The 21,747-nt window shown below is 70.1% G+C and carries 22 protein-coding genes; 19 read left to right on the forward strand and 3 right to left on the reverse strand.

The window, feature by feature from the left end; translation table 11 throughout:
* Nucleotides 1–2: 2 nt before the first annotated feature.
* The 4 genes from ACIQLK_RS04225 (at nucleotide 3) to ACIQLK_RS04240 (ending at nucleotide 3,332) form a co-directional block, all read left to right on the forward strand.
* Entirely contained in the window at nucleotides 3–542 is a 540-nt protein-coding gene (locus ACIQLK_RS04225) for a YaeQ family protein (protein WP_400363049.1), read from the forward strand.
* A 73-nt stretch (nucleotides 543–615) separates the two neighbouring features.
* Nucleotides 616–1,092, forward strand: a complete 477-nt coding sequence (locus tag ACIQLK_RS04230) for a transporter substrate-binding domain-containing protein (protein WP_400363050.1) — start codon at nucleotides 616–618, stop codon at nucleotides 1,090–1,092.
* A complete protein-coding gene (locus tag ACIQLK_RS04235) occupies nucleotides 1,089–2,069 on the forward strand; it encodes a cation diffusion facilitator family transporter (RefSeq protein ID WP_400363051.1) in 981 nt (326 codons plus the stop codon). The genes ACIQLK_RS04230 and ACIQLK_RS04235 overlap by 4 nt, the downstream gene beginning before the upstream one ends.
* A 231-nt stretch (nucleotides 2,070–2,300) precedes the next feature.
* Nucleotides 2,301–3,332, forward strand: coding sequence for a fatty acid desaturase family protein (locus ACIQLK_RS04240; protein ID WP_400363052.1), 1,032 nt, complete (start codon nucleotides 2,301–2,303; stop codon nucleotides 3,330–3,332).
* Between the two features lie 11 nt (nucleotides 3,333–3,343).
* On the opposite strand, the gene ACIQLK_RS04245 is transcribed toward ACIQLK_RS04240, so the two are convergent.
* The gene (locus tag ACIQLK_RS04245; RefSeq protein ID WP_400363053.1) at nucleotides 3,344–3,919 is read right to left on the reverse strand and encodes a nitroreductase family protein; all 576 of its coding nucleotides are present in this window, start codon (nucleotides 3,917–3,919) and stop codon (nucleotides 3,344–3,346) included.
* 58 nt (nucleotides 3,920–3,977) lie between these two features.
* Here ACIQLK_RS04245 and ACIQLK_RS04250 point away from each other — a divergent pair, with 58 nt between their 5' ends.
* From ACIQLK_RS04250 to ACIQLK_RS04285, 8 genes are all read left to right on the forward strand, one after another.
* Nucleotides 3,978–4,373: an SRPBCC family protein gene (locus ACIQLK_RS04250; protein ID WP_400363054.1), complete on the forward strand. Its 396-nt coding sequence runs from the start codon at nucleotides 3,978–3,980 to the stop codon at nucleotides 4,371–4,373.
* 91 nt (nucleotides 4,374–4,464) lie between these two features.
* Nucleotides 4,465–6,027: a carboxyl transferase domain-containing protein gene (locus ACIQLK_RS04255; RefSeq protein ID WP_400363055.1), complete on the forward strand. Its 1,563-nt coding sequence runs from the start codon at nucleotides 4,465–4,467 to the stop codon at nucleotides 6,025–6,027.
* Nucleotides 6,027–7,988, forward strand: coding sequence for an acetyl/propionyl/methylcrotonyl-CoA carboxylase subunit alpha (locus tag ACIQLK_RS04260; protein ID WP_400363056.1), 1,962 nt, complete (start codon nucleotides 6,027–6,029; stop codon nucleotides 7,986–7,988). The genes ACIQLK_RS04255 and ACIQLK_RS04260 overlap by 1 nt, the downstream gene beginning before the upstream one ends.
* A complete protein-coding gene (locus ACIQLK_RS04265; protein WP_400363057.1) occupies nucleotides 7,985–8,476 on the forward strand; it encodes a MaoC family dehydratase in 492 nt (163 codons plus the stop codon). Before ACIQLK_RS04260 ends, ACIQLK_RS04265 begins: the two co-directional genes overlap by 4 nt.
* Nucleotides 8,473–9,264: an HpcH/HpaI aldolase/citrate lyase family protein gene (locus ACIQLK_RS04270; RefSeq protein ID WP_400363058.1), complete on the forward strand. Its 792-nt coding sequence runs from the start codon at nucleotides 8,473–8,475 to the stop codon at nucleotides 9,262–9,264. Before ACIQLK_RS04265 ends, ACIQLK_RS04270 begins: the two co-directional genes overlap by 4 nt.
* A complete protein-coding gene (locus tag ACIQLK_RS04275) occupies nucleotides 9,261–9,836 on the forward strand; it encodes a TetR/AcrR family transcriptional regulator (protein WP_400363059.1) in 576 nt (191 codons plus the stop codon). The genes ACIQLK_RS04270 and ACIQLK_RS04275 overlap by 4 nt, the downstream gene beginning before the upstream one ends.
* A 27-nt stretch (nucleotides 9,837–9,863) precedes the next feature.
* Nucleotides 9,864–10,559, forward strand: a complete 696-nt coding sequence (locus tag ACIQLK_RS04280; RefSeq protein WP_400363060.1) for an SDR family oxidoreductase — start codon at nucleotides 9,864–9,866, stop codon at nucleotides 10,557–10,559.
* A gap of 2 nt (nucleotides 10,560–10,561) precedes the next feature.
* On the forward strand, nucleotides 10,562–11,008 hold the full coding sequence (locus ACIQLK_RS04285; protein WP_400363061.1) for a GNAT family N-acetyltransferase: 447 nt from the start codon (nucleotides 10,562–10,564) through the stop codon (nucleotides 11,006–11,008).
* Between the two features lie 157 nt (nucleotides 11,009–11,165).
* Here ACIQLK_RS04285 and ACIQLK_RS04290 read toward each other — a convergent pair whose 3' ends face one another.
* Entirely contained in the window at nucleotides 11,166–12,335 is a 1,170-nt protein-coding gene (locus tag ACIQLK_RS04290; protein WP_400363062.1) for an ROK family protein, read from the reverse strand.
* 95 nt (nucleotides 12,336–12,430) lie between these two features.
* On the opposite strand from ACIQLK_RS04290, the gene xylA reads away from it, so the two are divergent.
* The 7 genes from xylA to ACIQLK_RS04325 all read left to right on the forward strand — a co-directional run bounded on the left by xylA (nucleotide 12,431) and on the right by ACIQLK_RS04325 (nucleotide 20,724).
* Nucleotides 12,431–13,618: a xylose isomerase gene (gene xylA, locus ACIQLK_RS04295; protein WP_400363063.1), complete on the forward strand. Its 1,188-nt coding sequence runs from the start codon at nucleotides 12,431–12,433 to the stop codon at nucleotides 13,616–13,618.
* A 1-nt stretch (nucleotide 13,619) separates the two neighbouring features.
* Nucleotides 13,620–15,020 carry an FGGY family carbohydrate kinase gene (locus ACIQLK_RS04300; RefSeq protein WP_400363064.1) on the forward strand — a complete coding sequence of 467 codons (1,401 nt, stop codon included), beginning with the start codon at nucleotides 13,620–13,622 and terminating at the stop codon, nucleotides 15,018–15,020.
* Complete coding sequence (locus ACIQLK_RS04305) at nucleotides 15,017–15,715, forward strand: ThuA domain-containing protein (RefSeq protein ID WP_400363065.1); 699 nt, start codon at nucleotides 15,017–15,019, stop codon at nucleotides 15,713–15,715. Before ACIQLK_RS04300 ends, ACIQLK_RS04305 begins: the two co-directional genes overlap by 4 nt.
* Nucleotides 15,694–16,797, forward strand: coding sequence for a Gfo/Idh/MocA family protein (locus ACIQLK_RS04310; RefSeq protein WP_400363066.1), 1,104 nt, complete (start codon nucleotides 15,694–15,696; stop codon nucleotides 16,795–16,797). Before ACIQLK_RS04305 ends, ACIQLK_RS04310 begins: the two co-directional genes overlap by 22 nt.
* A 201-nt stretch (nucleotides 16,798–16,998) precedes the next feature.
* Nucleotides 16,999–17,982: an ABC transporter permease gene (locus tag ACIQLK_RS04315; RefSeq protein WP_400363067.1), complete on the forward strand. Its 984-nt coding sequence runs from the start codon at nucleotides 16,999–17,001 to the stop codon at nucleotides 17,980–17,982.
* Nucleotides 17,983–17,998: 16 nt separating this feature from the next.
* Nucleotides 17,999–18,934: a carbohydrate ABC transporter permease gene (locus ACIQLK_RS04320; protein WP_091359133.1), complete on the forward strand. Its 936-nt coding sequence runs from the start codon at nucleotides 17,999–18,001 to the stop codon at nucleotides 18,932–18,934.
* Nucleotides 18,935–18,972: 38 nt separating this feature from the next.
* Complete coding sequence (locus ACIQLK_RS04325; RefSeq protein WP_400363068.1) at nucleotides 18,973–20,724, forward strand: ABC transporter substrate-binding protein; 1,752 nt, start codon at nucleotides 18,973–18,975, stop codon at nucleotides 20,722–20,724.
* A 405-nt stretch (nucleotides 20,725–21,129) separates the two neighbouring features.
* On the opposite strand, the gene ACIQLK_RS04330 is transcribed toward ACIQLK_RS04325, so the two are convergent.
* The gene (locus tag ACIQLK_RS04330; RefSeq protein WP_400363069.1) at nucleotides 21,130–21,744 is read right to left on the reverse strand and encodes a YesL family protein; all 615 of its coding nucleotides are present in this window, start codon (nucleotides 21,742–21,744) and stop codon (nucleotides 21,130–21,132) included.
* Nucleotides 21,745–21,747: the final 3 nt, after the last annotated feature.

Raw genomic sequence — 21,747 nt, forward strand, 5'->3', positions numbered from 1 at the left:
GGATGGCCATCGGATCCACGATGCACACCTTCACCGTGCACGTCGCCGACGTCGATCGCGGCGTGTACGAGCAGCTCTCCCTCCGCCTCGCGCGACACGCGTCCGAGACGGCGGCGAACGTCCTCCTGCGCGTGCTCGCGTACGCCCTCGAGTACGAGGAGGGCATCGCGTTCAGCGAGGGCATCTCGGCGACCGACGAGCCCGCCGTCCTCGTCCGCGACGCGACGGGTCGGCTCACGGCGTGGATCGAGGTGGGTGCGCCGGATGCCGCGCGTCTGCACGCCGGCAGCAAGGCGGCCGACCGCGTGGCCGTGTACACGCAGCGCGAACCGAACCGGCTCGCTCAGGCGTGGGCGGGCAAGACCATCCACCGCGCGGCCGACATCCCGGTGTTCAGCTTCGACCGGGACTTCGTCGAGGATGCGGCATCCGCTCTGGAACGGCGTAACGAGGTCACGGTCTCGGTCACCGAGCGCCAGCTGTACCTCGACCTGAACGGGCGTTCGTCGTCCTCGCCGATCGCGGAGCAGCGGGTGGGCTGACGCGACGACGGGGGACTGTCAACCCCGGCGGGGGAGGCGACGTCCGGTTCGTAGGGTGCCGGTGGAGGTTCCCATGTCACGTCGTGTGCGCGCGGCCGCGGCCGCATCCCTCATCGTCGGACTCACGTTGGCTGGTTGCGGAGTCCGCCCCGCCGATGCCGACAGCACCCTCGAACGCATCTCGGAAGGCGGTGTCCTCCGGGTGGGCGTGACCGAGAATCCGCCGTGGACCGAGCTCCGCGAGCAGCCATCGGGCACAGAGGTGGCGCTCGTCGAGGAGTTCGCAGCCGGGCACGGCGCCGAGGTCCGATGGCGGGAGGGGACCGAGGAGGTCCTCGTCGACGCTCTGCGTGCAGGCGAGCTCGACATCGTCGTGGGCGGCCTCACCGACACGACGCCGTGGGTCGACGAGGCCGCGGTCACCGACGTGTATCGCGAGGTGACGAACGCGTCCGGCGAGACCGAGAAGCACGTCATGCTCGCCCGCGCCGGTGAGAACGGATTCCCCATGGACCTCGAGGTCTTCCTGCGCGAGGAGGGGAGCCGATGACGCGGACCGCGTTGCAGCAGGGACTCGACGGAGCTGGGCGGAAGGCGCTGCGCCGAGCCGTGCGGATGGAGTGGGCGACGATCGCCTTTCTCGCCGTCACCATCCCGGTCGTCGGCATCGTCACCGGCAGTTCGCAGGCGATGCGCGCTGCGTGGATCGAAGACATGCTCTCGCTCGCCCCGCCGATCGCTTTCCTCGTCGCCGTCCGCGTGATGTCCCGTGCGGCGAACCCTCGCTATCCCTACGGCTACTTCCGTTCCGTCGGTGTCGCCCATCTCGTGGCGGGAGTCGCGCTGCTCACCATGGGCGCCTTCCTGCTCGTCGAGTCCGCGACGACGCTCCTGCGGGGGGAGCGTCCGCCGATCGGTTCGGTCGAGCTCTTCGGACAGTCGGTGTGGCTCGGCTGGTTCATGATGGCCGTCATGGCGGCGACGATTCCGCTCCCCATTTGGTTCGGCCGGGTGAAGATGCGGTTGGCGCGGCAGCTGCACAACAAGGTGCTGTACGCCGACGCGGACATGAACAAGGCCGATTGGATGACGGCGGTCGGCTCGATCGTCGGTGTCGGCGGCATCGGCGTGGGGCTCTGGTGGGCGGATGCCGCGGCCGCGATCTTCATCTCCGGCAGCATCCTGTGGGACGGCGTGAAGAACACGAAGGGGGCGATCACCGACCTCATGGACACCCGCGCCACGACCTTCGACGACGCCGAGCCGCATCCGGACATCGATCGGATCCACGATCACCTGTCGTCGCTCCGCTGGGTCGATGAGGTCCGCACCCGCACGCGCGACCAGGGCCAGTTCTTCCACGTCGAGGCATTCGTCAGGCCTCGCAGGGGCCGGATGCCGCGCCTCGCCCAGCTCGAACGGGCGAGGGTCGAATGCGGCCGACTGGACTGGAAGATGCACGACGTCGTCGTCATCCCGGTGCGCGAGTTCCCCGAGACGGCGTCCGCGCGATCGGGTGACAGCTAGGCCCGAGCCTGGGCGGGGCCTGGCAGTCCCGTGGGCATCGCCGATGCATGCCGTCGCGGCGATGCGTCGCACCGTAGCGTGGCCCACACGTGATCGGCATCCGCTGCTCGCTCATCTCCGCCGCAGGCGGACACCCGATTTCGAGCAGGTGCTTTCATCGCTTCAACCGCCACCGAGTCGCGTCTCGGTCCCGTTCGCCAGACATACGCCGGAACAGCGCAGTTCCCCCCGATGGCGAAAGCGTTCACCGACGTCTCTCGCATCGTCCGTGAAACCGGGCTGCTGCACCGGACCCACGCCTTCTACCTCTTGGTCGGCATCGCGCTCACGCTGGCCTTCGGTGGCGCGGTGACGGGCTTCATCCTGCTCGGCGACAGCTGGTTCCAGCTGCTCATCGCCGGCGCCCTCGGCATCATCTTCACGCAGGTCGCCTTCCTCGCCCACGAGGCCGCGCATCGGCAGATCCTGAGTTCGGGGCCGGCCAACGATCGCCTCGCCCGCATCCTCGCAGCAGGTGTCGTCGGCATCAGCTACGCCTGGTGGACGGGCAAGCACACGCGTCACCACGCGAACCCGAACCGGGTCGGTAAGGACCCTGACATCGAGATCGACACGATCTCGTTCATCGAGACCGATGCCGCCTCCGCCCGCGGCCTGCGCCGTGCGATCACGAAGCGTCAGGGCTGGCTCTTCTTCCCCCTCCTCACCCTCGAGGGTCTGAACCTGCACTTCCTGGGGCTGAAGTTCCTGTTCACCGAGAAGGACGTGAAGGCGCGCTGGCTCGAGATCGGCATGATCGCCCTGCGTCTGGCCGTCGTGCTCGTCCCGGTGTTCCTGCTCCTGCCCCTCGGGATGGCGTTCGCGTTCGTCGGCGTTCAGCTCGCCGTCTTCGGCGTGTACATGGGTGCGTCCTTCGCGCCGAACCACAAGGGAATGCCGGTCATCGCCCCTGACGCAAAGCTCGACTTCTTCAGCAAGCAGGTCCGCACCTCCCGCAACATCCGCGGCGGCTGGTGGGCCACCTGGCTCATGGGTGGCCTGAACTACCAGGTGGAGCACCACCTGTTCCCGAACATGCCCCGCCCCCACCTGTCGAAAGCCCGCGAGATCGTTCGGGAGCACTGCGCGACCCTCGGTGTCCCCTACACCGAGACGAGCCTCGGCCGGTCGTACGCGATCGTCATCGACTACCTGAACCGGGTGGGCCTGGCGGCTCGCGATCCGTTCGATTGCCCGATGACCGCGACGATGCGCCGCGGCTGACCGGCCGGATATCAGTCGGGGAGGGCGCTGAGGAAAGGTGCGGGATCGAGCGTCTTCCTCGGTGCTTCCTCGATCCGCGCGCGGAGGTCTGCGTCGACGCTTCCCACGTAGAGCCACCCCATGAGCAGTTCGTGGTCGGCGAGACCGTGCAGCGCACGGACCTCGGGTGAATTCACGGCAAGGCCCGTGCGCCACATGACGCCCCATCCGGCGCGCCAAAGGGCGAGCTCCAACAGGTGAGCGGCGCCCGCGGCGGTCGCGTGCTGCTCCCACACAGGGACGGCCGGGTGCTCCTTCGGGCTCGCGACGACCGCGATCAGCAGGTCGGCGCGGAAGGGCTTCTTGTTGGCGTCACCGGGCTCGCGCTCCGTTCCGGCGGCGGCGTCGAGAGCCCTGCCGAGCCGCGCGCGGTCGTCGCCGCGCAGAGTGAGCAGGCGCCACGGGCGGAGGGCCTTGTGGTCAGCAACGGGCGTGATCGCCGCGAGCAGATCGCGCAGCTCGTCGTCGGACGGGGCGCCCGGGCCGACCTTCGCGAGCGATCGCCGTGTCGCCATCGCCTGCAGGACCGGATCGTCGAACGTCGTCATCCCTCCATCCTCGCCGCTTCCGAGGCGGGTGTCGTCGAGGCGGAGTAGCGTCCCGGTCATGACGTGGCCCGCCGTGCACCTGACCCGCACGATCGATCGTGCGCCACGCGACGTGATCGCGTTCGCCGGCGACCCCGCGAACCTGCCGCGTTGGGCGGCGGGGCTCAGCACCGGCATCCGGAACGAGGATGGACGCTGGCTCGCGGACTCGCCCTCGGGGGACATCGAGGTGGCGTTCCCGGGGCCGGTCGAGGCGGGCGTGCTCGACCACGACGTCCGTCTTCCCGACGGCACGGTCGTGCACAACCCGCTGCGGGTGCTGCGCAACGACGCCGGCAGCGAGGTCGTCTTCACCCTGTTCCGCCGCGACGGAGTCACGGACGCCGAGTTCGCCGACGATGCCGCGGCGATCGAGGCGGACCTGGAGGCCCTGCGCGCGATCCTCGAGGGCTGACCGAGGCCTTCCCGGGACGGGGCGGCGGTGTTATCGTTCGTCTGAGTTATCAATCGATAACTGAAGCACTCTTTCGGAGGTGCGGTCGACGATGACAGCCCCCACGACGTATCCCGACCTGATCGCCGACCTCGAGCGACGTCGCGCCGACGCCGCGCTCGGCGGTCCTGAGCGGGCGCGCGAGCGGCACACCGCGCGCGGCAAGCTCCTCGCCCGCGACCGCGTCGACACCCTGCTCGACGTCGGCAGTCCCTTCCTGGAGGTCGGCGCGCTCGCGGGACTCGATCTGTACGACGACGACTGCCCCGCCGGCGGTGTCGTCGCCGGCGTCGGCCTGATCCACGGCCGGCACGTCATGGTCGTCGCGAACGACGCGACGGTCAAGGGCGGCACCTACTACCCGATCACGGTCAAGAAGCACCTGCGCGCGCAGGAGATCGCCGCCGAGAATCGGCTGCCCTGCATCTACCTCGTCGATTCCGGCGGCGCGTTCCTGCCGATGCAGGACGAGGTCTTCCCGGACCGTGACCACTTCGGGCGCATCTTCTACAACCAGGCCCGGATGTCACGGGACGGCATCCCGCAGATCGCGGCTGTCCTCGGCTCGTCGACAGCCGGCGGGGCGTACGTGCCGGCGATGAGCGACGAGACCGTGATCGTCCGGAACCAGGGCACGATCTTCCTCGGCGGACCCCCGCTCGTGAAGGCCGCGACCGGGGAGGTCGTCTCGGCGGAGGACCTCGGCGGCGGCGACCTGCACACGAAGGTCTCGGGCGTCACCGACCATCTCGCCGAAAGCGACGAGCATGCGCTGCAGATCGTGCGCGACATCGTCGCGACCCTGCCGGCGCCGGCTCCGTTGCGCGAGCAGCCCGAGCCTGCGGTCGCTCCCGCCGCCGACCCTGCGACGCTCGTCGAGGTGGTGCCTGTCGAGCTGACGACGCCCTACGACGCGCGCGAGATCGTCGACCGGATCGTCGACGGTGGCACCTGGCACGAGTTCAAGCGCGAGTACGGCGAGACGCTCGTGACCGGCTTCGCCCGCCTGCACGGGCACCGCGTGGGCATCGTCGCGAACAACGGCGTCCTGTTCGGGGAGTCGGCGCTCAAGGGCGCGCACTTCATCGAGCTGTGCGATCAGCGCGGCATCCCCCTCGTCTTCCTGCAGAACATCACGGGGTTCATGGTCGGCCGAGAGTACGAGTCGTCGGGCATCGCAAAGCACGGCGCGAAGATGGTGAACGCGGTCGCGTGCGCGTCGGTCCCGAAGCTCACCGTCGTCGTCGGCGGATCCTTCGGCGCGGGGACGTACTCGATGTGCGGTCGGGCGTACTCGCCGCGGTTCCTGTGGCTCTGGCCCGGAGCGCGGGTGTCGGTCATGGGCGGTCCGCAGGCGGCATCCGTCCTCTCCACCGTGCGCCGTGAGCAGATCGAGGCGCGCGGCGACGAATGGTCCGCCGAGGACGAGGCGGCGTTCCAGGCGCCCATCCGTGAGCAGTACGAGGAGCAGGGGAGCCCGTACTACTCGACGGCGCGCCTGTGGGACGACGGCATCCTCGCACCCGAAGAGACCCGCGACGCCCTGGGGCTGGCGCTCGATGTCTGCCTGCGAGCTCCCTACGACGCGCCGGGCTACGGCGTCTTCCGGATGTGATGCGCATGTTCTCCACCGTCCTGGTCGCGAATCGCGGCGAGATCGCCTGCCGTGTCATCCGCACGCTGCGAGAGCTCGGCATCCGCTCCGTCGCCGTCTACAGCGATGCGGATGCCGGTGCCCGCCACGTCGCGCTCGCCGACGACGCCGTGCGCCTCGGTCCCGCGCCCGCTGCGCGGAGCTACCTCGACATCGACGCGGTGATCACCGCGGCTCGCTCCACCGGCGCCGAGGCGATCCACCCCGGATACGGGTTCCTCTCCGAGAACACCGCCTTCGCCGCCGCGTGCGAGGAGGCGGGCATCGTCTTCATCGGGCCGAGCGCGGACGCCATCCGCGTCATGGGCGACAAGATCGCCGCGAAGCACGCGGTCGAGGCCCGCGGCGTGCCGACCGTGCCGGGGGTCGCCCGAGCGGGGATGACCGACGACGAGTTGATCGCCGCCGCTCCCGAGGTCGGCTATCCGCTGCTCATCAAGCCGTCCGCCGGCGGCGGCGGCAAGGGCATGCACGTCGTGACGGATGCCGCGGACCTGCCCTCGGCGCTGACGGCCGCCCGGCGCGAGGCGGGCGCGAGCTTCGGAGACGACACGCTGTTCCTCGAGCGCTACGTGCACACGCCGCGGCACATCGAGGTGCAGGTGCTCGCCGACGCGCACGGGAACGTCGTGCACCTGGGCGAGCGGGAGTGCTCGCTGCAGCGCCGGCACCAGAAGGTCGTCGAAGAGGCGCCGTCGCCCCTCCTCGACGAGGCGACCCGCGCCCGCATCGGACAGGCCGCATGCGAAACGGCGCGAAGCGTCGACTACCGCGGTGCCGGGACGGTCGAGTTCATCGTCGCTGCTGACCGCCCCGACGAGTTCTTCTTCATGGAGATGAACACCCGACTCCAGGTCGAGCACCCCGTCACCGAGGAGGTCACCGGTGTCGACCTGGTCGCGGCGCAGCTGCGCATCGCGGCCGGCGAGCCCCTCGGATTCGAGCAGGGCGATGTCGTGCTGACCGGCCACAGCATCGAAGCGCGGGTCTACGCCGAGGACCCGCGTGCGGGCTTCCTGCCGACGGGCGGGCGCGTCCTGCGTGTCGTGCACCCGGCCACCCCCGGCGTACGCGTCGACAGCGCTCTCGCGGACGGACTCGACGTCTCGCTCGACTACGACCCGATGCTCGCCAAGGTCATCGCGACGGGCGCGACCCGCGACGAGGCGCGGCGACGGCTCATCGCCGCGCTCGGTGACACGGTCGTGCTCGGGTTCGAGACGAACGTGCCCTTCCTGCGGGCGCTGCTCGACCTGCCCGCCGTCGCGGCCGGTGACCTCGACACGGGGCTCATCGCCCGCGAGCTCGACGGGCTCGTCAGTTCCGGTCACTCCGACGTGTTCGTCGAGGCCGCGCTGCTGATGGATGCCGCGGCGCCGCGGACCGGGGATCCGTGGCGGCGCGCGGACGGGTGGCGCCTCGGTCCGCCTGCCGTTCGGCGGTACCGGCTCGAAGCGCGAGGTGAGGAGCGGACCGTCGAGCTGGTCGGCGACCGGGTGATCGTCGACGGCGCGGAGGTCCCGGCATCCGTCCGTCCCTCCGGCGAGCGGTCGATCGTGCGGATCGCGGACCGGAGCCTCACGGTCGTCGCGGCCGTCGACGGCGACGTCGTCTGGCTCGCGGCGGGCGGACGTGCGCACGAAGTGAGACGGGTGCGGCTCGACCATCGCCGGGATGCGGATGCGTCGGCGGCGCCCGAGCTCGTCTCGCCCATGCCCGGGGTGGTCGTGATGACCTCGGTGGCCGAGGGAGACGAGGTCGCCGCAGGTGACGCGGTGGTGGTCGTCGAAGCGATGAAGATGGAACATGTGGTGAGAGCGGAGGTCGCGGGTACCGTGGCGCTGCGCGTCGCGACCGGCGACAGCGTCGGCCGCGGGCAGACCCTGGCCGTCGTGACCCCGATCCCGGAGGAGGACGCATGAGCGAGGACACCCCGCGGCGCATCGTGCAGCGCGGACTGTACTTCGACGAGCTCGAGGAGGGCGCGGTCTACGTCCACAGTCCGGGCCGCACCGTCACGGAGGCGGACAACGTGCTGTTCACGACGCTGACGATGAACACGCAGTCGCTGCACCTGGATGCCGCGTGGTCGGAGCAGACCGAGTTCGGCGAGCGGCTGGTCAACAGCATGTTCACCCTGTCGACGCTCGTCGGGCTCTCGGTCGCGCAGCTCACGCAGGGGACGATCGTCGCCAACCTCGGGTTCTCCGAGGTGTCCTTCCCCGCGCCCGTCCGTCACGGCGACACGCTCTACGCCGAGACCGTCGTCGCGTCGAAGCGCGAATCGCGCTCGCGGCCCGGCCAGGGCGTCGTCGAGTTCGTGCACACGATGCGCAACCAGCACGACCAGGTGGTCGCCACGGCGCGACGCTCGACGCTCATGCGCATGGCGCCGGGGGCCCCGTCATGAGCCTCGGTCCGGCGCTCCTGTTCTGCCCGGCCGACCGGCCCGAGCGGTACGCGAAAGCGCTCGCCGCCGCCGATGCCGTGATCCTCGACCTCGAGGACGCTGTCGCGCCCGCCGACAAAGCCGGGGCGCGCGAGTCGCTCGCGACGGCCGAGGTCGACGCCTCACGCGTGATCGTGCGGGTCAACCCGGCATCCACTCTCGAACTCGACCGCGATCTCGACGCGCTCCGCGGAACGCCGTTCCGCCGGTTGATGCTGGCGAAGGCCGAAGAGGCCGGGGAGGTCGATGCGCTCGACGGGTACCGGGTCGTCGCGCTCTGCGAGACGCCGGGAGGGGTCGAGAACGCGGGCGCCCTGGCGCGGCATCCGCTCGTCGACGGACTCATGTGGGGCGCCGAAGACCTCGTCGCGGGGATCGGCGGGCGCTCCAGCCGGACGGGCGACGGCCGCTATCGCGACGTCGCGCGCTACGCCCGGTCGCGCGTGCTGATCGCCGCTGCTGCGGCGGGGATAGACGCGATCGACACCGTGCACCTCGACATCGCCGACACCGCGGGCCTTCTCGCCGAGGCGACGGATGCCGCGGCCTCGGGGTTCGCGGCGACGGCCTGCATCCATCCCTCGCAGGTCGAGACCATTCGGCGGGCGTACGCGGCGACGCCCGAGGAGCTCGAGTGGGCCGAGGCGGTCCTCGACGAAGCGACCAGGCAGCCGGGGGTGTTCCGGTTCCGCGGACGGATGATCGACGAGCCGGTGCTGCGGCAGGCGCGCCGGGCGCTGTCGCGATGACCACCTGGCGGGCGACGCAGAAGGCGAACCGACGCGCGGAGCTCATGACCTCGGCGGCACGCCTGTTCGCCGAACGCGGGTTCGCCGCCGTGTCCACCGCCGACCTCGGCGACGCGGTCGGGATGAGCGGGCCCGCTCTGTACCGTCACTTCGCGAGCAAGGAGGCGCTGCTCTGCGACCTGCTGCTCGATGCGAGCGAGCGGCTCCTCGAGGGCGGCCGGGCGATCGCGGCGACAGGCGACGAGCCGGGCGCGATCTTCGACGCGCTCATCGCCTTCCATCTCGAGTTCGCGACGAGCGACGCCGACGTCATCCGGGTGCAGGACCGCGAGCTCGCCAACCTTCCCGCGGACGTCAACCAGCAGGTCCGCCGGCTGCAACGCGCGTACGTGCAGGAGTGGGATCGACCGCTCGCCGCCCTCCGCCCCGACCTCGCGGCCGACGAGCGCGAGACGCGCCTGCTCGCCGCTTTCGGCCTGCTGAACTCGACCCCGCACTCGGCTGCGCCCAGCGGCCAGCGAGCGGGCGGCATCCTCGCGGGAATGGCGCGGCGCGCGCTGCTGGGCGACTGACGCGGACCGCGATGACAGGATGAGTGGATGCCGCACACCATCGTCCTCACCGGTGCCGGATCGGGCATCGGGCAACTCCTCGCCCACCGTCTGACCGAGCGCGGGGACCGGCTCGTCCTCGTCGCTCGCGACGCCGACCGGGCCGGGGACCTCGGGGCCGAGCACCCCGGGGCCGCGATGGTCGTCGCCGACCTCGCACGGCCGGAATCGCTGGCTGCGGCGGTCGCGGCATCCGATCTTCCCGACGGGATCGATGCGGTCGTCCACGGCGCGGGGGTCGTCGACCTCGGGCACGTCGCCGACCTGACGGTGGAGTCCTGGCAGGACCAGCTCGCCGTGAACCTCGTCGCCCCCGCCGAGCTGACGCGGCTGCTGCTGCCGCGAGTACGCGCCGCGCGCGGACAGGTGCTCTTCGTCAACTCCGGCGCCGGGCTGACAGCGCATCCGCAGTGGGCGGCGTACGCCGCGTCGAAGCACGGGCTCAAGGCGCTCGCCGATGCGCTCCGCGGCGAGGAGGCCGAGCACGGCGTGCGCGTCACGACCGTCTACCCCGGCCGGACAGCAACGCCCATGCAGGCGCAGGTGCACGCGCAGGAGGGCAGGGACTACGACGCGGATGCCTGGATCCAGCCGGCATCCGTCGTGACCGCCGTGCTCACCGCCCTCGATCTGCCGCGCGACGCCGCCATCACCGACGTGTCGGTCAAGCCCGGCCCGCGCTGACCGTGATCCGCGCAGCGACTCTCGAGGATGCGCGGGACATCGCTGCGATCCACGTCGCTGCGCGCGCCGCGTACTACGGCGAGCATCTGGACCTGACCGACGCGGCGCGTGACCGCGAGCCGATGTGGCGTCGACTCGTCGCCGAGGACGGGCGGCTCACGTTCGTCGCCGAAGCCGACGCGCTGACCGGGTTTCTGCACGTGCGACTGGGGAAGACCCTCGAGCTGGTGAGCCTGTACGTCGCTCCGGCCCTGTTCGGACAGGGGATCGGCTCGGCCCTGCACGAGCGGTTCGACGAGATCCGCGCCGGTCGTCCTGCGGAGCTCGAAGTGTGGGACGGCAACGCGCGCGCGAAGGCGTTCTACGCGGCGCGCGGCTGGCGGGCGACCGACCGCACGCGCGACGGCGTCGCCGGCATCCCCTTCGTCACCTGGCGTCTCGAGGTCTGACGGCCGCCGATCCCTGGATCGGCCCGCGTTCCGCATTCAGTCCGTGAAGCGCGTCGTGCTCGCTCCGATGGCGTAGATCGGCGGGTCCTCGCGCCCGCAGCATCGATCGGGACTGAATACCGAACACGGCCGCACGCCGCGCGCAGCCGAGCCCCGCTCAGACGGCCTGCGGGTTCGCGAGCACACCCTCGAAGACGGCCTCGGCGGCGCCGATGAGCAGCCGGTGCTCGGCAAGGGCGGCGGGCAGGATCTGCAGGTCCTCGCCGCAGGCGGGCATCGCCTGGGCGCGGACGGCATGCTCGAGCGCGGCGACGTCGAGCCCTGCGAGCACGGCGAGGAATCCGCCCAGCACGATGGCCGACGGGTTGAGGACATTGACCGCGTTGGCCAGAGCGGTGGCGAGGATGCGGCGCTGCCGGTCGACCTCTCCCGCGACCGACGGGGTGTCGCGATCCGCCGCGAGCGCCTCGGCGAGTTCGCGGTCGTCGCCGCGGGTCAGCCCCACGACCGACAGGAGGCGTGCACGGCTGACCTCGTCCTCGAGCACGCCGTCGCGCGCGCGGCGGTCGGCGAGGGTCGCGATGCCGGGGCGGTTCTGCCCGAACTCGCCGGCGTAGCCGCCGGCGCCGGCCACCGGCATCCCGTTCACGATGATCCCGCCGCCGATGCCGCTCGCGCCGCCGTTGAGGTAGACCGCGTGGTCGATGCCGCGGGCCGCCCCGAACAGGTGCTCGGCGATGGTGCCGAGCGTCGCGTCGTTGCCGAGGACGACGGGGATGCCGGTGGCCGCCGCGACGAGGTCGCGCAGGGGAGCGTCGACCCACCCGAGGTGTGGCGCGTCGCGGACGAGGCCGTCCTCGATGCGGACGAGGCCGGGCACCGCGAGGCCGACGCCGAGGAGGCGGGCGTCCGCCAGCTCGGTGGCACGCCACGCGGAGATCTGCTCGGCGATGAGCTCCGCGGTCCGTTCGGGGGTGAGGAGGTGGTCCTGCGGGAGGACCACTACTGCGCGGAGTTCGCGGTCGAGGCCGACGGCGGCGATCTCGAGGGCGTCGACCTCGGGGTTCACGGCGATGGCGACCACGGCGGGGTCGACGGCGACCACGGGGGAGGGGCGTCCGACGCGGCGCGAGGGGTCGGGCGCGCGTTCGATGACGAGCCCGAACGAGACGAGCGAGCCGACGAGGTCGGCGACCGTCGAGCGGTTGAGGCCGGTCGACTCGGTGAGGGCGGCGCGCGACTGCGGACCTTCACGGTGCACGATGCCGAGGATGCTCCCCAGGTTCGCGCGCCGCACGGATTCGACGGTTCGCCCCTGCTCGCTCACGACCCCACCATAGCCACCGCAAGGGGTTTGTCGGGGCGCCGCGCCTGGTATACGTTGCTGATAACAACATTTTGTCCGGCTCGCGAAGGAGCGTCATGGTCACCCCCACCCCCGCAGACAAGTTCAGCTTCGGTCTGTGGACCGTCGGCTACAACGGCACCGACCCGTTCGGCGGCCCCACCCGTCCCCCGCTCGACGTCGTCCACGCCGTCGAGAAGCTCGCCGAGCTCGGCGCGTACGGTCTCACGTTCCACGACGACGACCTGTTCGCCTTCGGCTCGAGCGACTCCGACCGTCAACGCGAGATCGACCGCCTGAAGGGTGCGCTCGAGTCGACCGGGATGATCATCCCGATGGTGACGACCAATCTCTTCAGCGCCCCGGTCTTCAAGGACGGCGGCTTCACCGCCAACGACCGCGACGTGCGCCGGTTCGCCCTGCGCAAGGTGTTCCGCCAGCTCGACCTCGGTGCCGAGCTCGGCGCCAAGACGTTCGTCATGTGGGGCGGCCGCGAGGGCGCCGAGTACGACTCGGCCAAGGACGTCCGCCAGGCGCTCGAGCGCTACCGCGAGGCCGTCAACCTCCTCGGTCAGTACGTCACCGACAAGGGCTACGACATCCGCTTCGCGATCGAGCCGAAGCCGAACGAGCCGCGCGGCGACATCCTGCTGCCCACCCTCGGGCACGCGATCGCCTTCATCGATTCGCTCGAGCGTCCCGAGCTGTTCGGTGTGAACCCCGAGGTCGGCCACGAGCAGATGGCCGGGCTGAACTTCACCGCCGGCATCGCTCAGGCGCTGTACCACGGCAAGCTCTTCCACATCGACCTCAACGGTCAGCGCGGCATCAAGTACGACCAGGACCTCGTGTTCGGTCACGGCGACCTGCACAACGCGTTCTCGCTCGTCGATCTGCTCGAGAACGGCGGCCCCGACGGCGTCCCCGCCTACGACGGTCCCCGTCACTTCGACTACAAGCCGAGCCGCACCGAGGACGAGACCGGCGTCTGGGACTCGGCCGCCGCGAACATGCGCACGTACCTGCTCCTCAAGGAGCGCGCGCAGGCGTTCCGCGCCGACCCCGAGGTGCAGGAGGCGCTCGCCGCCGCGAAGGTGGACGAGCTCGCCACCCCGACCCTGAACCCGGGCGAGAGCTACGACGACTTCCTCGCCGACCGGTCGGCATACGAGGACTTCGACGCCGGCGCCTACCTCGGCGGCAAGGGCGCCGGGTTCGTCCGTCTGCAGCAGCTGGCGACCGAGCACCTGCTGGGCGCGCGCTGACGTGACCCTCGTGATGGGCGTCGACTCGTCGACGCAGTCCTGCAAGGTCGTCATCGTCGACGCCGCGACCGGAGCGGTCGTCCGCTCCGGTCGCGCGTCGCACCCGGACGGCACGTCGGTCGACCCCGAGGCGTGGTGGATCGCGCTGCAGAGTGCGATCGCGGATGCCGGGGGTCTCGATGACGTCGAGGCGTGGTCGATCGGAGGCCAGCAGCACGGCATGGTCGCGCTCGACGCCTCGGGCGAGGTGGTGCGCGACGCACTGCTGTGGAACGACACGCGCTCGGGGCAGGCGGCATCCGATCTCACGATCGAGTTCGGCGCCCAAGAACTGGCGCAGCGCACGGGACTCGTCCCGGTCGCGTCGTTCACGATCACCAAGCTCCGGTGGCTGCGCGATGCCGAGCCCGAGAACGCCGCGCGGGTAGCTGCGGTGGCACTGCCGCACGATTGGCTGACGTGGCGGCTCCGCGGCTTCGGACCCGACAACGCCGCCCTCGAGGAGTTGATCACCGATCGCTCCGACGCGTCCGGTACCGGCTACTGGGACCCCGAGACGGGCGGGTACGACCGCGAGCTGCTCGTGTCTGCGCTCGGTCACGATGCGATCGTGCCGCGCGTGCTCGGTCCGCTCGAATCGGTGACGGATGCCGCCGGTCGCCGCGTCGGGCCGGGCGCGGGCGACAACGCGGGCGCCGCGCTCGGGGTCGGTGCGACGGCGGGCGACGTCGTCGTGTCGATCGGCACGTCGGGCACGGTCTTCGCCGTCAGCGACACCCGCACGATCGACCCGACCGGCACGGCAGCCGGTTTCGCGGACGCGACGGGACGGTTCCTGCCGCTGGTCGCGACCCTGAACGCCGCCCGCGTCCTGGATGCGACCGCGCGTCTGCTCGGCGTCGACCACGACGGGCTCACCGAGCTCGCCGCGGCGGCCGAGCCCGGAGCCGGCGGTGTGGTGCTCGTGCCGTGGTTCGAAGGCGAGCGCACCCCCAACCTGCCCACAGCGCGCGCGTCGATCGACGGACTCTCGCTCGGCAACACCACCCGTGAGAACCTCGCCCGCGCCGCGATCGAGGGCATGCTGGCAGGTCTTGCGACAGGCCTCGACGCGATCCGCGGTCTCGGCGTCACCGCGGAGCGCGTGCTGCTGGTCGGCGGCGCGGCGCGCAATGCCGCGGTCGCCGCGGTCGCCGCGCAGGTGTTCGCCGCGCCGGTGGCGGTCCCCGCGCCGGGCGAGTACGTCGCGCAGGGCGCTGCGCGTCAGGCGGCCGCGGTGCTCGCCGGGACGTGGCCGGACTGGTCCGTCGCGATGGATCGGGAGGCGGCGTCCGACCCCCGTCCCGAGGTCCGCGAGCGCTACGACGCCGTGGCCGCGCGGCGAGCGGAGGAGGCCCGATGACCCGCCGCGCGCTCATCGTGCGGGGCGGGTGGGACGGCCACCATCCGATCGCGGCGACCGACATGTTCGTCCCGTTCCTCGAGCGGAACGGCTTCGAGGTCGAGGTCGAGGACTCGAACGAGGTCTACGCCGACGCCGAGCGGATGCCGGGGGTCGACCTCATCGTGCAGGCCGTGACGATGTCGTCGATCTCGGACGAGGCCCTCCGGGGTCTGCGAGCGGCGGTCGAAGCGGGCACGGGGCTCGCCGGGTGGCACGGCGGCATCGCGGACTCGTACCGGAACAGCTCGGACTACCTGCAGCTGGTCGGCGGTCAGTTCGCGACCCACCCGGGACGCCGTCCCGACGACCGCCCCGGCGACGAGCGCGACAACTACCTCGACTACACGGTCGAGATCAGCGAGCTCGGCCGGACGCACGAGATCACGGCCGGCATCGACGACTTCGTCCTGCACACCGAGCAGTACTGGGTCCTGCACGACGACCTCATCGACGTGCTGGCGACCACGACGCACCCGACGCAGGAGTACCACCCCTGGCACCGGCCGGTCGTGAGTCCGGCCGTCTGGACCCGGCTCTGGGGTGCCGGTCGGGTCTTCGTCGCAACGCCGGGGCACGCGCCCGAGGTCCTCGCCGATCCGAACGTCCGCACCATCGTCGAGAGGGGACTGCTGTGGGCAGCCCGCACGCCATAGGGATCGTCGGGCTCGGTGTCATCTCGCGCCAGTACCTCGACCTGTTCGCACGGAGCTCCTCGATACGGGTCGCCGCGGTCGCCGACCTGATGCCCGGCCGGGCAGCGGAGGTCGCCGCGGGCATTCCAGGCGCGCGAGCGCTGACGGTCGACGAGCTCATGGCCGACCCCGAGGTGCAGACCGTCCTGAACCTCACCGTCCCGGCCGCGCACGCGGAGGTCGCCCACGCCGCGATCGCCGCCGGCAAGTCCGTCCACGGCGAGAAGCCGCTGGCGCTGACCGTGGCGGAAGGGCAGACGGTGATGGATGCCGCGGCCGCGGCCGGCGTGCACGTCTCGGCCGCCCCCGACACGGTGCTGGGCACCGGCATCCAGACCGCACGTCGCCTCGTCGATGAGGGGGCGATCGGGCGGCCGATCGCCGCGAGCGCGACGTGGGTGTCGCCGGGTCACGAGCTGTGGCATCCCGCTCCCGGGTTCTACTACGCGCCCGGCGGGGGACCGCTGTTCGACATGGGGCCGTACTACCTCACGAGTCTCGTCCACCTGCTGGGGCCGATCGTCGCCGTCACGGGGGCTACCCGCCGCGCCCGCGCCGAGCGGACGATCGCGACGGGTCCGCGCGCCGGCGAACGGATCGACGTCGAGGTCGACACGCACGCGAGCGGGCTCCTCGAGCACGCGAACGGCGCGGTGTCGACGATCGTCACGAGCTTCGACGCCGTCGCGACGTCCGCTCCGCCGATCGAGGTGCACGGGGAGCAGGGCTCGCTGGCGGTGCCCGATCCGAACATGTTCGACGGCGAGGTCCGCCTCGCGGCGCTCGGCGGGCAGGGGTGGCAGTCCGTCCCGGCATCCGCGGGCTACGACGGCTCCGGCCGGGGCATCGGCCTGATCGATGCCGTCTCGTCCGGCGGTGCGGGTCGGGCCGGCGGCGCCGTCGCGCTCCACGTGCTCGATGTCATGGAGAGCCTGCTGCGCTCCTCGGCCGAGGGGCGCCGTCTCGCGATCGACACGACGGTGGAGCGGCCGCCGCTGGTGCCCTTCTCCGCTGCCGCGGAGTGGGCGCACATCGGCGGCTGACCCGCCCGCCGTCTCGAGAACGCCGCCCCGCCCACCGGCCGGGGCGGCGTTCTCGTGTGACCGGAACGTGATGTTTGACGCCCTCACCCCGGGGCGTTATCTTCATATCGAAGCGGTTCGACTGCTGTTCGCGGAAGCGCTTCGATCACAAAGGAGTGAGATGACCCGGCACACGTGCGAGCGCCTCGAACGGCGCGACCGATGACGCAGCAGGCGATCGTCACCGAGGTCGCGGCCACGACGATCGAAGACAAGACGCCCCCTCGCGCCGAGCGCCGGGCATCAAAGAGCCGTCGCTCGTTCCGGATGTTCCTGTGCATCGTGCCGTTCCTGGTGCTGGTGTTCCTCTTCTCGTACTTCCCTCTCTACGGGTGGATCTACTCGCTGTACGACTACCGCCCCGCGCTCGGGCTCGCCGGCAGCGACTTCGTCGGCCTGCAGTGGTTCCAGCTCCTCGTGAGCTCGCCGACCCAGGTCGCGCAGGTCGGGCAGGTGCTCACCAACACGCTCGCGATCAGCTTCCTCGGCATCGCCACCTCGGTCCTGCCGCTGGCGTTCGCGATCTTCCTCAACGAGATCCGGGCGCCGTGGTTCCGCAACGCGGTGCAGACGCTGACGACGCTGCCGAACTTCATCTCGTGGGTGCTCGTCTACATGATCGCCTTCTCGCTGTTCTCGAGCTCGGGACTCGTCAACGGCGTGCTGAGCGACGCGGGGCTCATCACGACGCCGGTGAAGTTCCTCGACACCGATCAGAACGTCTGGCTCACGATGACCCTGTGGTCGGTGTGGAAGGGGCTCGGCTGGGGTGCGATCATCTACCTCGCCGCGATCGCCGGCATCGACCAGTCGCTCTACGAGTCGGCCGAGATCGACGGCGCCGGACGCTTCCAGAAGATGTGGTACATCACGGTGCCCCAGCTCATGCCGACCTACCTGGTGCTTCTGCTGCTGTCGATCGCGAATCTGCTCAACAACGGCATGGAGCAGTACTTCGTCTTCCAGAACGCCTTCAACAAGGAGTACATCCAGGTCCTCGACCTGTACGTCTACAACATCGGAATGACGGGCAACAACCTCTCGATGGCGACGGCGATCGGCATGTTGAAGAGCCTCATCTCCGTCATCCTCCTGTTCACCGTCAACGGCATCGCCAAGCGCGTCCGCGGCGAATCCATCGTCTGAGGCAGGAGCCCCGCACATGGTCACCACGACTCCCACCCGCCGCCGTGCCGTGCGGCGCGACGCCGATCTGTCGGGTCGCGTCGTCTTCGCGATCGTCAACTACTCGGTGTTCCTGGCGCTCGCCTTCGTCTGCGCGTACCCGTTCTACTACCTGATCATCAACTCGATCAGCTCGAACGACCTCGCCGCCCTCGGCCAGGTCCGGTGGCTGCCCACCGGCATCCACCTGTCCAACTACGAGCAGGTCTTCCAGCTCGGCGGGCTCACGCAGGCCGCGATCGTCTCGGTCGGCCGCACGGTCCTCGGCACGGTCGCAGCCGTCCTCGCGTCCGCCTTCCTCGGGTTCATGTTCACCCAGAGTCGGATGTGGGGGCGCCGGTTCTGGTACCGCTTCGTCATCATCACGATGTACTTCAGCGCAGGCCTCATCCCGGTGTTCATCATCATCCGCAACCTCGGGCTGACGAACAACTTCTGGGTCTACGTGCTGCCCTTCGTCGTGCAGCCGTTCTTCATCATCCTCGTCAAGACCTACGTCGAGGCGATGCCCAGCGAACTGCAGGAAGCCGCCGAGATGGACGGGGCGAACATCCTGCAGATCTTCTTCCGGGTCTACCTGCCGAATATGACGCCGATCCTCGCGACCGTGGCCATCTTCTCGGCCGTCGCGCAGTGGAACAGCTTCCAGGACACCCTCATCTACATCACCGACCAGAGCCTCTACACCCTGCAGTACCTGCTCTACATGTTCATCAATCAGGCGAACAGTCTGGCTCAGGCCATGCAGAACGGCGGCAATATCAGCTCGATCGTCGACGCGGCCACGAGTCAGACGCCGACGTCGATCCGGATGACGATCTCGGTCATCGTCATCCTGCCCATCATCTTCGTCTACCCGCTGTTCCAGCGCTTCTTCGTCAAGGGCATCATGCTCGGCGCAGTCAAGGGCTGACACCCGACCAGCACGGTCACACCACCGAGAGGAAAGCAATGAAGCTATCACGCAAGGCCATCGGCGCCGTCGCCGCTGTGGCGATGGTCGGGCTGCTGAGCGCCTGCACCGGCCCGGCTGCCCCCGAGAAACGCGAGGAGATCACCGCGTTCCCGACATCGTGGGAAGAGCCCATCACGATCGACGTCTTCGACGGCCTCGCCAATTACATGGGGATGCAGGAGGGGTGGTTCGGCGACCTCGTCGAGAAGAAGTTCAACATGAAGCTGAACATCATCGCCCCCAACGTCGCCGGCGGCGGCGACACGCTGTTCAACACGCGCGTCACGGCGGGCGACCTCGGCGACCTCATCATCACCGACAAGGGTCAGCGCCTCGAGGAGCTCCGAGAGGGCGGCCTGCTGCTCGACTCGGCGAGCTTCTACCCGGCCATGAAGAACGTCGGTCGGTTCGACGCCGCGGTCGACAAGATCAACGAGGGCGCCGACGGCACGTACGCCTTCCCGTCGCAGGTCTCGTCGCTGAAGCCCACCGAGCCTTCCGAGGGTCTCGACCCGACGTTCGGGCCGTACCTGCGCTGGGATCTCTACAAAGAGGCCGGCTACCCCGAGATCGGCACGCTCGAAGATCTCCTGCCCGTGCTGAAGAAGATGCAGGATGCCGAGCCCACGGCCCCCAACGGGCAGAAGACCTACGCGGTCTCGCTGTTCAAGGACTGGGACGGCAACATGCTGAACAACGCCAAGCAGCCCACCACCTACTTCGGGTTCGACGAGGTCGGCTTCGCACTCGCCAAGGGCGACGGCTCGGAGTTCCAGGGCATCCTCGACGAGGACGGGCAGTACGTCCGCGCGCTGCGCTTCTTCCACGAGGCGAACGAGCTCGGCATCCTCGACCCCGACTCGACGACGCAGAACTACGACACCCTGTGGAACAAGTACCAGAACGGTCAGGTGCTCTTCTCGTTCTGGCCGTGGCTGGGACAGGCCGCGTACAACACGGACAAGAACGTCGACGAGGGTCGCGGCTTCATGATGGCTCCCATGAACGACATGAACGTCTTCTCGTACGGCGCCGAGGCCTACGGCGGCAAGCAGGTGTTCGCGATCGGTGCGAAGGCCGAGGACCCCGAGCGCATCGCGGCGTTCATCGACTGGCTGTTCTCGCCAGAGGGTGCGCTCGCCAACAACAGTCAGACCCAGGGGGCCGCCGGCCCCGAGGGGCTGACGTGGGAGCTGAACGCCGACAAGGAGCCTGCGCTCACCGACCTGGGCCACAAGGTCTTCTTCGAGGGCGACGCCGAGGTTCCGGCCGAATGGGGTGGCGGCAGCTACATCGACGGTGCGTCGCAGCTGAACATCAGCGCCGTCCTGCCGATCGACACCGACCCGAACACCGGCTTCCCGTACAGCTACAAGATGTGGCCGAGCTACCAGGCCGAGACGAGCAACCCGCTCACCGATGACTGGACCGCGAAGATGGGTGCTCCGACGACGATGGACTACCTGCGCGACAACGACCAGCTCATGGTCGGCGCCGGCGCGAGCTTCACCGCTCCGACCGACTCCTCCGAGATCGAGACGCTCCGCAATCAGGTCAAGGCCACGATCGTGCAGACCTCGTGGCAGATGGTCTTCGCCGAGAGCGATGCGCAGTTCGACTCGCTGCTGGCCTCGATGCAGGAGACCGCGAAAGGCCTCGGGTACGACAAGGTGCTCGAGGTCGACATGGCCAACGCCGAAGCGCAGGATGCCGCCCGCAAGGCGGTCGCGGAGGAGTTCGGCGACTGACCGCACACCGACACTCAGGGAAGGGCCCTGCCGAGCTTCGGCGGGGCCCTTCTCGGTGGCCGGTCGCGGGCCCCCGCGTTGGAGACCGTTGCGGGGATGCCTACTTCGACAGCGCCGGTCAGGATCTCCTCGCCGGCCTCGCCCAGGAGGGCCGCGGAACGGCCGGCCCGCTGGTGAGAGCGCTTGCCGACAGTGGGAGCCGGGCCAGTAGATTGACCTCGGCTGCGGCTGCGGCTGCGGCTGCGGCTGTCGACTCCGAACGAACGCCGCTCCGCGCCGTCCCTTTTCGCATACACCGATAATCGGCGTTGTGTCAGAGTCGCTTGTTGCAGGAGGAGTCCCCCGTCAGCTCCCCGCGCGGCAACCATCCTCGAGGGCGACGGCGGTGCTGAGTGCGGCGAGGAGTCAGGTGACTGTGCTGGAACGGCGGCGGTAGATGCTCCGGAACAGGAACGCGCAGCCATAGGCGCCGACGGAGAATCCGATCGTGGCGACGAGGAACATCGTGGGCGGGAAGACGACGACCAGGCACGCGACGGTGACGGGGATCACGAGGAGCGCGAGGGTGCGCAGCGGCTCAGCGGCCGGGAGCAGCACGGCGTTCTTCAGGGTCTGACGGAACGGCGCGCGGTATGCCGCGACGAGCCCCATCGCGTGGATGAAGGCCGCGACGGAGTAGGCGGCCGCGGCGAAGGCGAGGGCGGCGAGACCCGTGAGAAGCGGCTCGGGCGCCGACAGCCAGAACACCCCGCTGAAGGCGAGCGCGACGCCGGCCGTCAGCAGGATGAGGCTGAGGCCCGTTGCGGGCAGGAAGTTCCGCGCCAGGGCGGGCAGGAAGTCGCGCAGCGGACGGCCGCCCTCCTCGTCGGCGTACCGTCGCGTGACCTCCAGCAGAGCGCTCGTGGCCGCACCGATCGTCACGATCGGCACGCAGCAGAGCAGGAACACGATGTTGAGGGCGACGAATTCGAGGAATGACGACAGGCCCTGGACGGCGCGGTTCTCCGGGTCGATCCTCATGTC

Origin of the sequence: Microbacterium sp. NPDC091382, assembly GCF_044757025.1 — a bacterium.
GTDB lineage: Bacteria > Actinomycetota > Actinomycetes > Actinomycetales > Microbacteriaceae > Microbacterium.

Bases quoted from the DNA above. Each gene is read 5' to 3' on its own strand.
- ACIQLK_RS04225 (WP_400363049.1), top strand. From the start codon at position 3: ATGGCCATCGGATCCACGATGCACACCTTCACCGTGCACGTCGCCGAC.
- ACIQLK_RS04230 (WP_400363050.1), top strand. From the start codon at position 616: ATGTCACGTCGTGTGCGCGCGGCCGCGGCCGCATCCCTCATCGTCGGA.
- ACIQLK_RS04235 (WP_400363051.1), top strand. From the start codon at position 1,089: ATGACGCGGACCGCGTTGCAGCAGGGACTCGACGGAGCTGGGCGGAAG.
- ACIQLK_RS04240 (WP_400363052.1), top strand. From the start codon at position 2,301: ATGGCGAAAGCGTTCACCGACGTCTCTCGCATCGTCCGTGAAACCGGG.
- ACIQLK_RS04245 (WP_400363053.1), bottom strand. From the start codon at position 3,919: ATGACGACGTTCGACGATCCGGTCCTGCAGGCGATGGCGACACGGCGA.
- ACIQLK_RS04250 (WP_400363054.1), top strand. From the start codon at position 3,978: ATGACGTGGCCCGCCGTGCACCTGACCCGCACGATCGATCGTGCGCCA.
- ACIQLK_RS04255 (WP_400363055.1), top strand. From the start codon at position 4,465: ATGACAGCCCCCACGACGTATCCCGACCTGATCGCCGACCTCGAGCGA.
- ACIQLK_RS04260 (WP_400363056.1), top strand. From the start codon at position 6,027: ATGCGCATGTTCTCCACCGTCCTGGTCGCGAATCGCGGCGAGATCGCC.
- ACIQLK_RS04265 (WP_400363057.1), top strand. From the start codon at position 7,985: ATGAGCGAGGACACCCCGCGGCGCATCGTGCAGCGCGGACTGTACTTC.
- ACIQLK_RS04270 (WP_400363058.1), top strand. From the start codon at position 8,473: ATGAGCCTCGGTCCGGCGCTCCTGTTCTGCCCGGCCGACCGGCCCGAG.
- ACIQLK_RS04275 (WP_400363059.1), top strand. From the start codon at position 9,261: ATGACCACCTGGCGGGCGACGCAGAAGGCGAACCGACGCGCGGAGCTC.
- ACIQLK_RS04280 (WP_400363060.1), top strand. From the start codon at position 9,864: ATGCCGCACACCATCGTCCTCACCGGTGCCGGATCGGGCATCGGGCAA.
- xylA (WP_400363063.1), top strand. From the start codon at position 12,431: ATGGTCACCCCCACCCCCGCAGACAAGTTCAGCTTCGGTCTGTGGACC.
- ACIQLK_RS04305 (WP_400363065.1), top strand. From the start codon at position 15,017: ATGACCCGCCGCGCGCTCATCGTGCGGGGCGGGTGGGACGGCCACCAT.
- ACIQLK_RS04315 (WP_400363067.1), top strand. From the start codon at position 16,999: ATGACGCAGCAGGCGATCGTCACCGAGGTCGCGGCCACGACGATCGAA.
- ACIQLK_RS04320 (WP_091359133.1), top strand. From the start codon at position 17,999: ATGGTCACCACGACTCCCACCCGCCGCCGTGCCGTGCGGCGCGACGCC.
- ACIQLK_RS04325 (WP_400363068.1), top strand. From the start codon at position 18,973: ATGAAGCTATCACGCAAGGCCATCGGCGCCGTCGCCGCTGTGGCGATG.
- ACIQLK_RS04330 (WP_400363069.1), bottom strand. From the start codon at position 21,744: ATGAGGATCGACCCGGAGAACCGCGCCGTCCAGGGCCTGTCGTCATTC.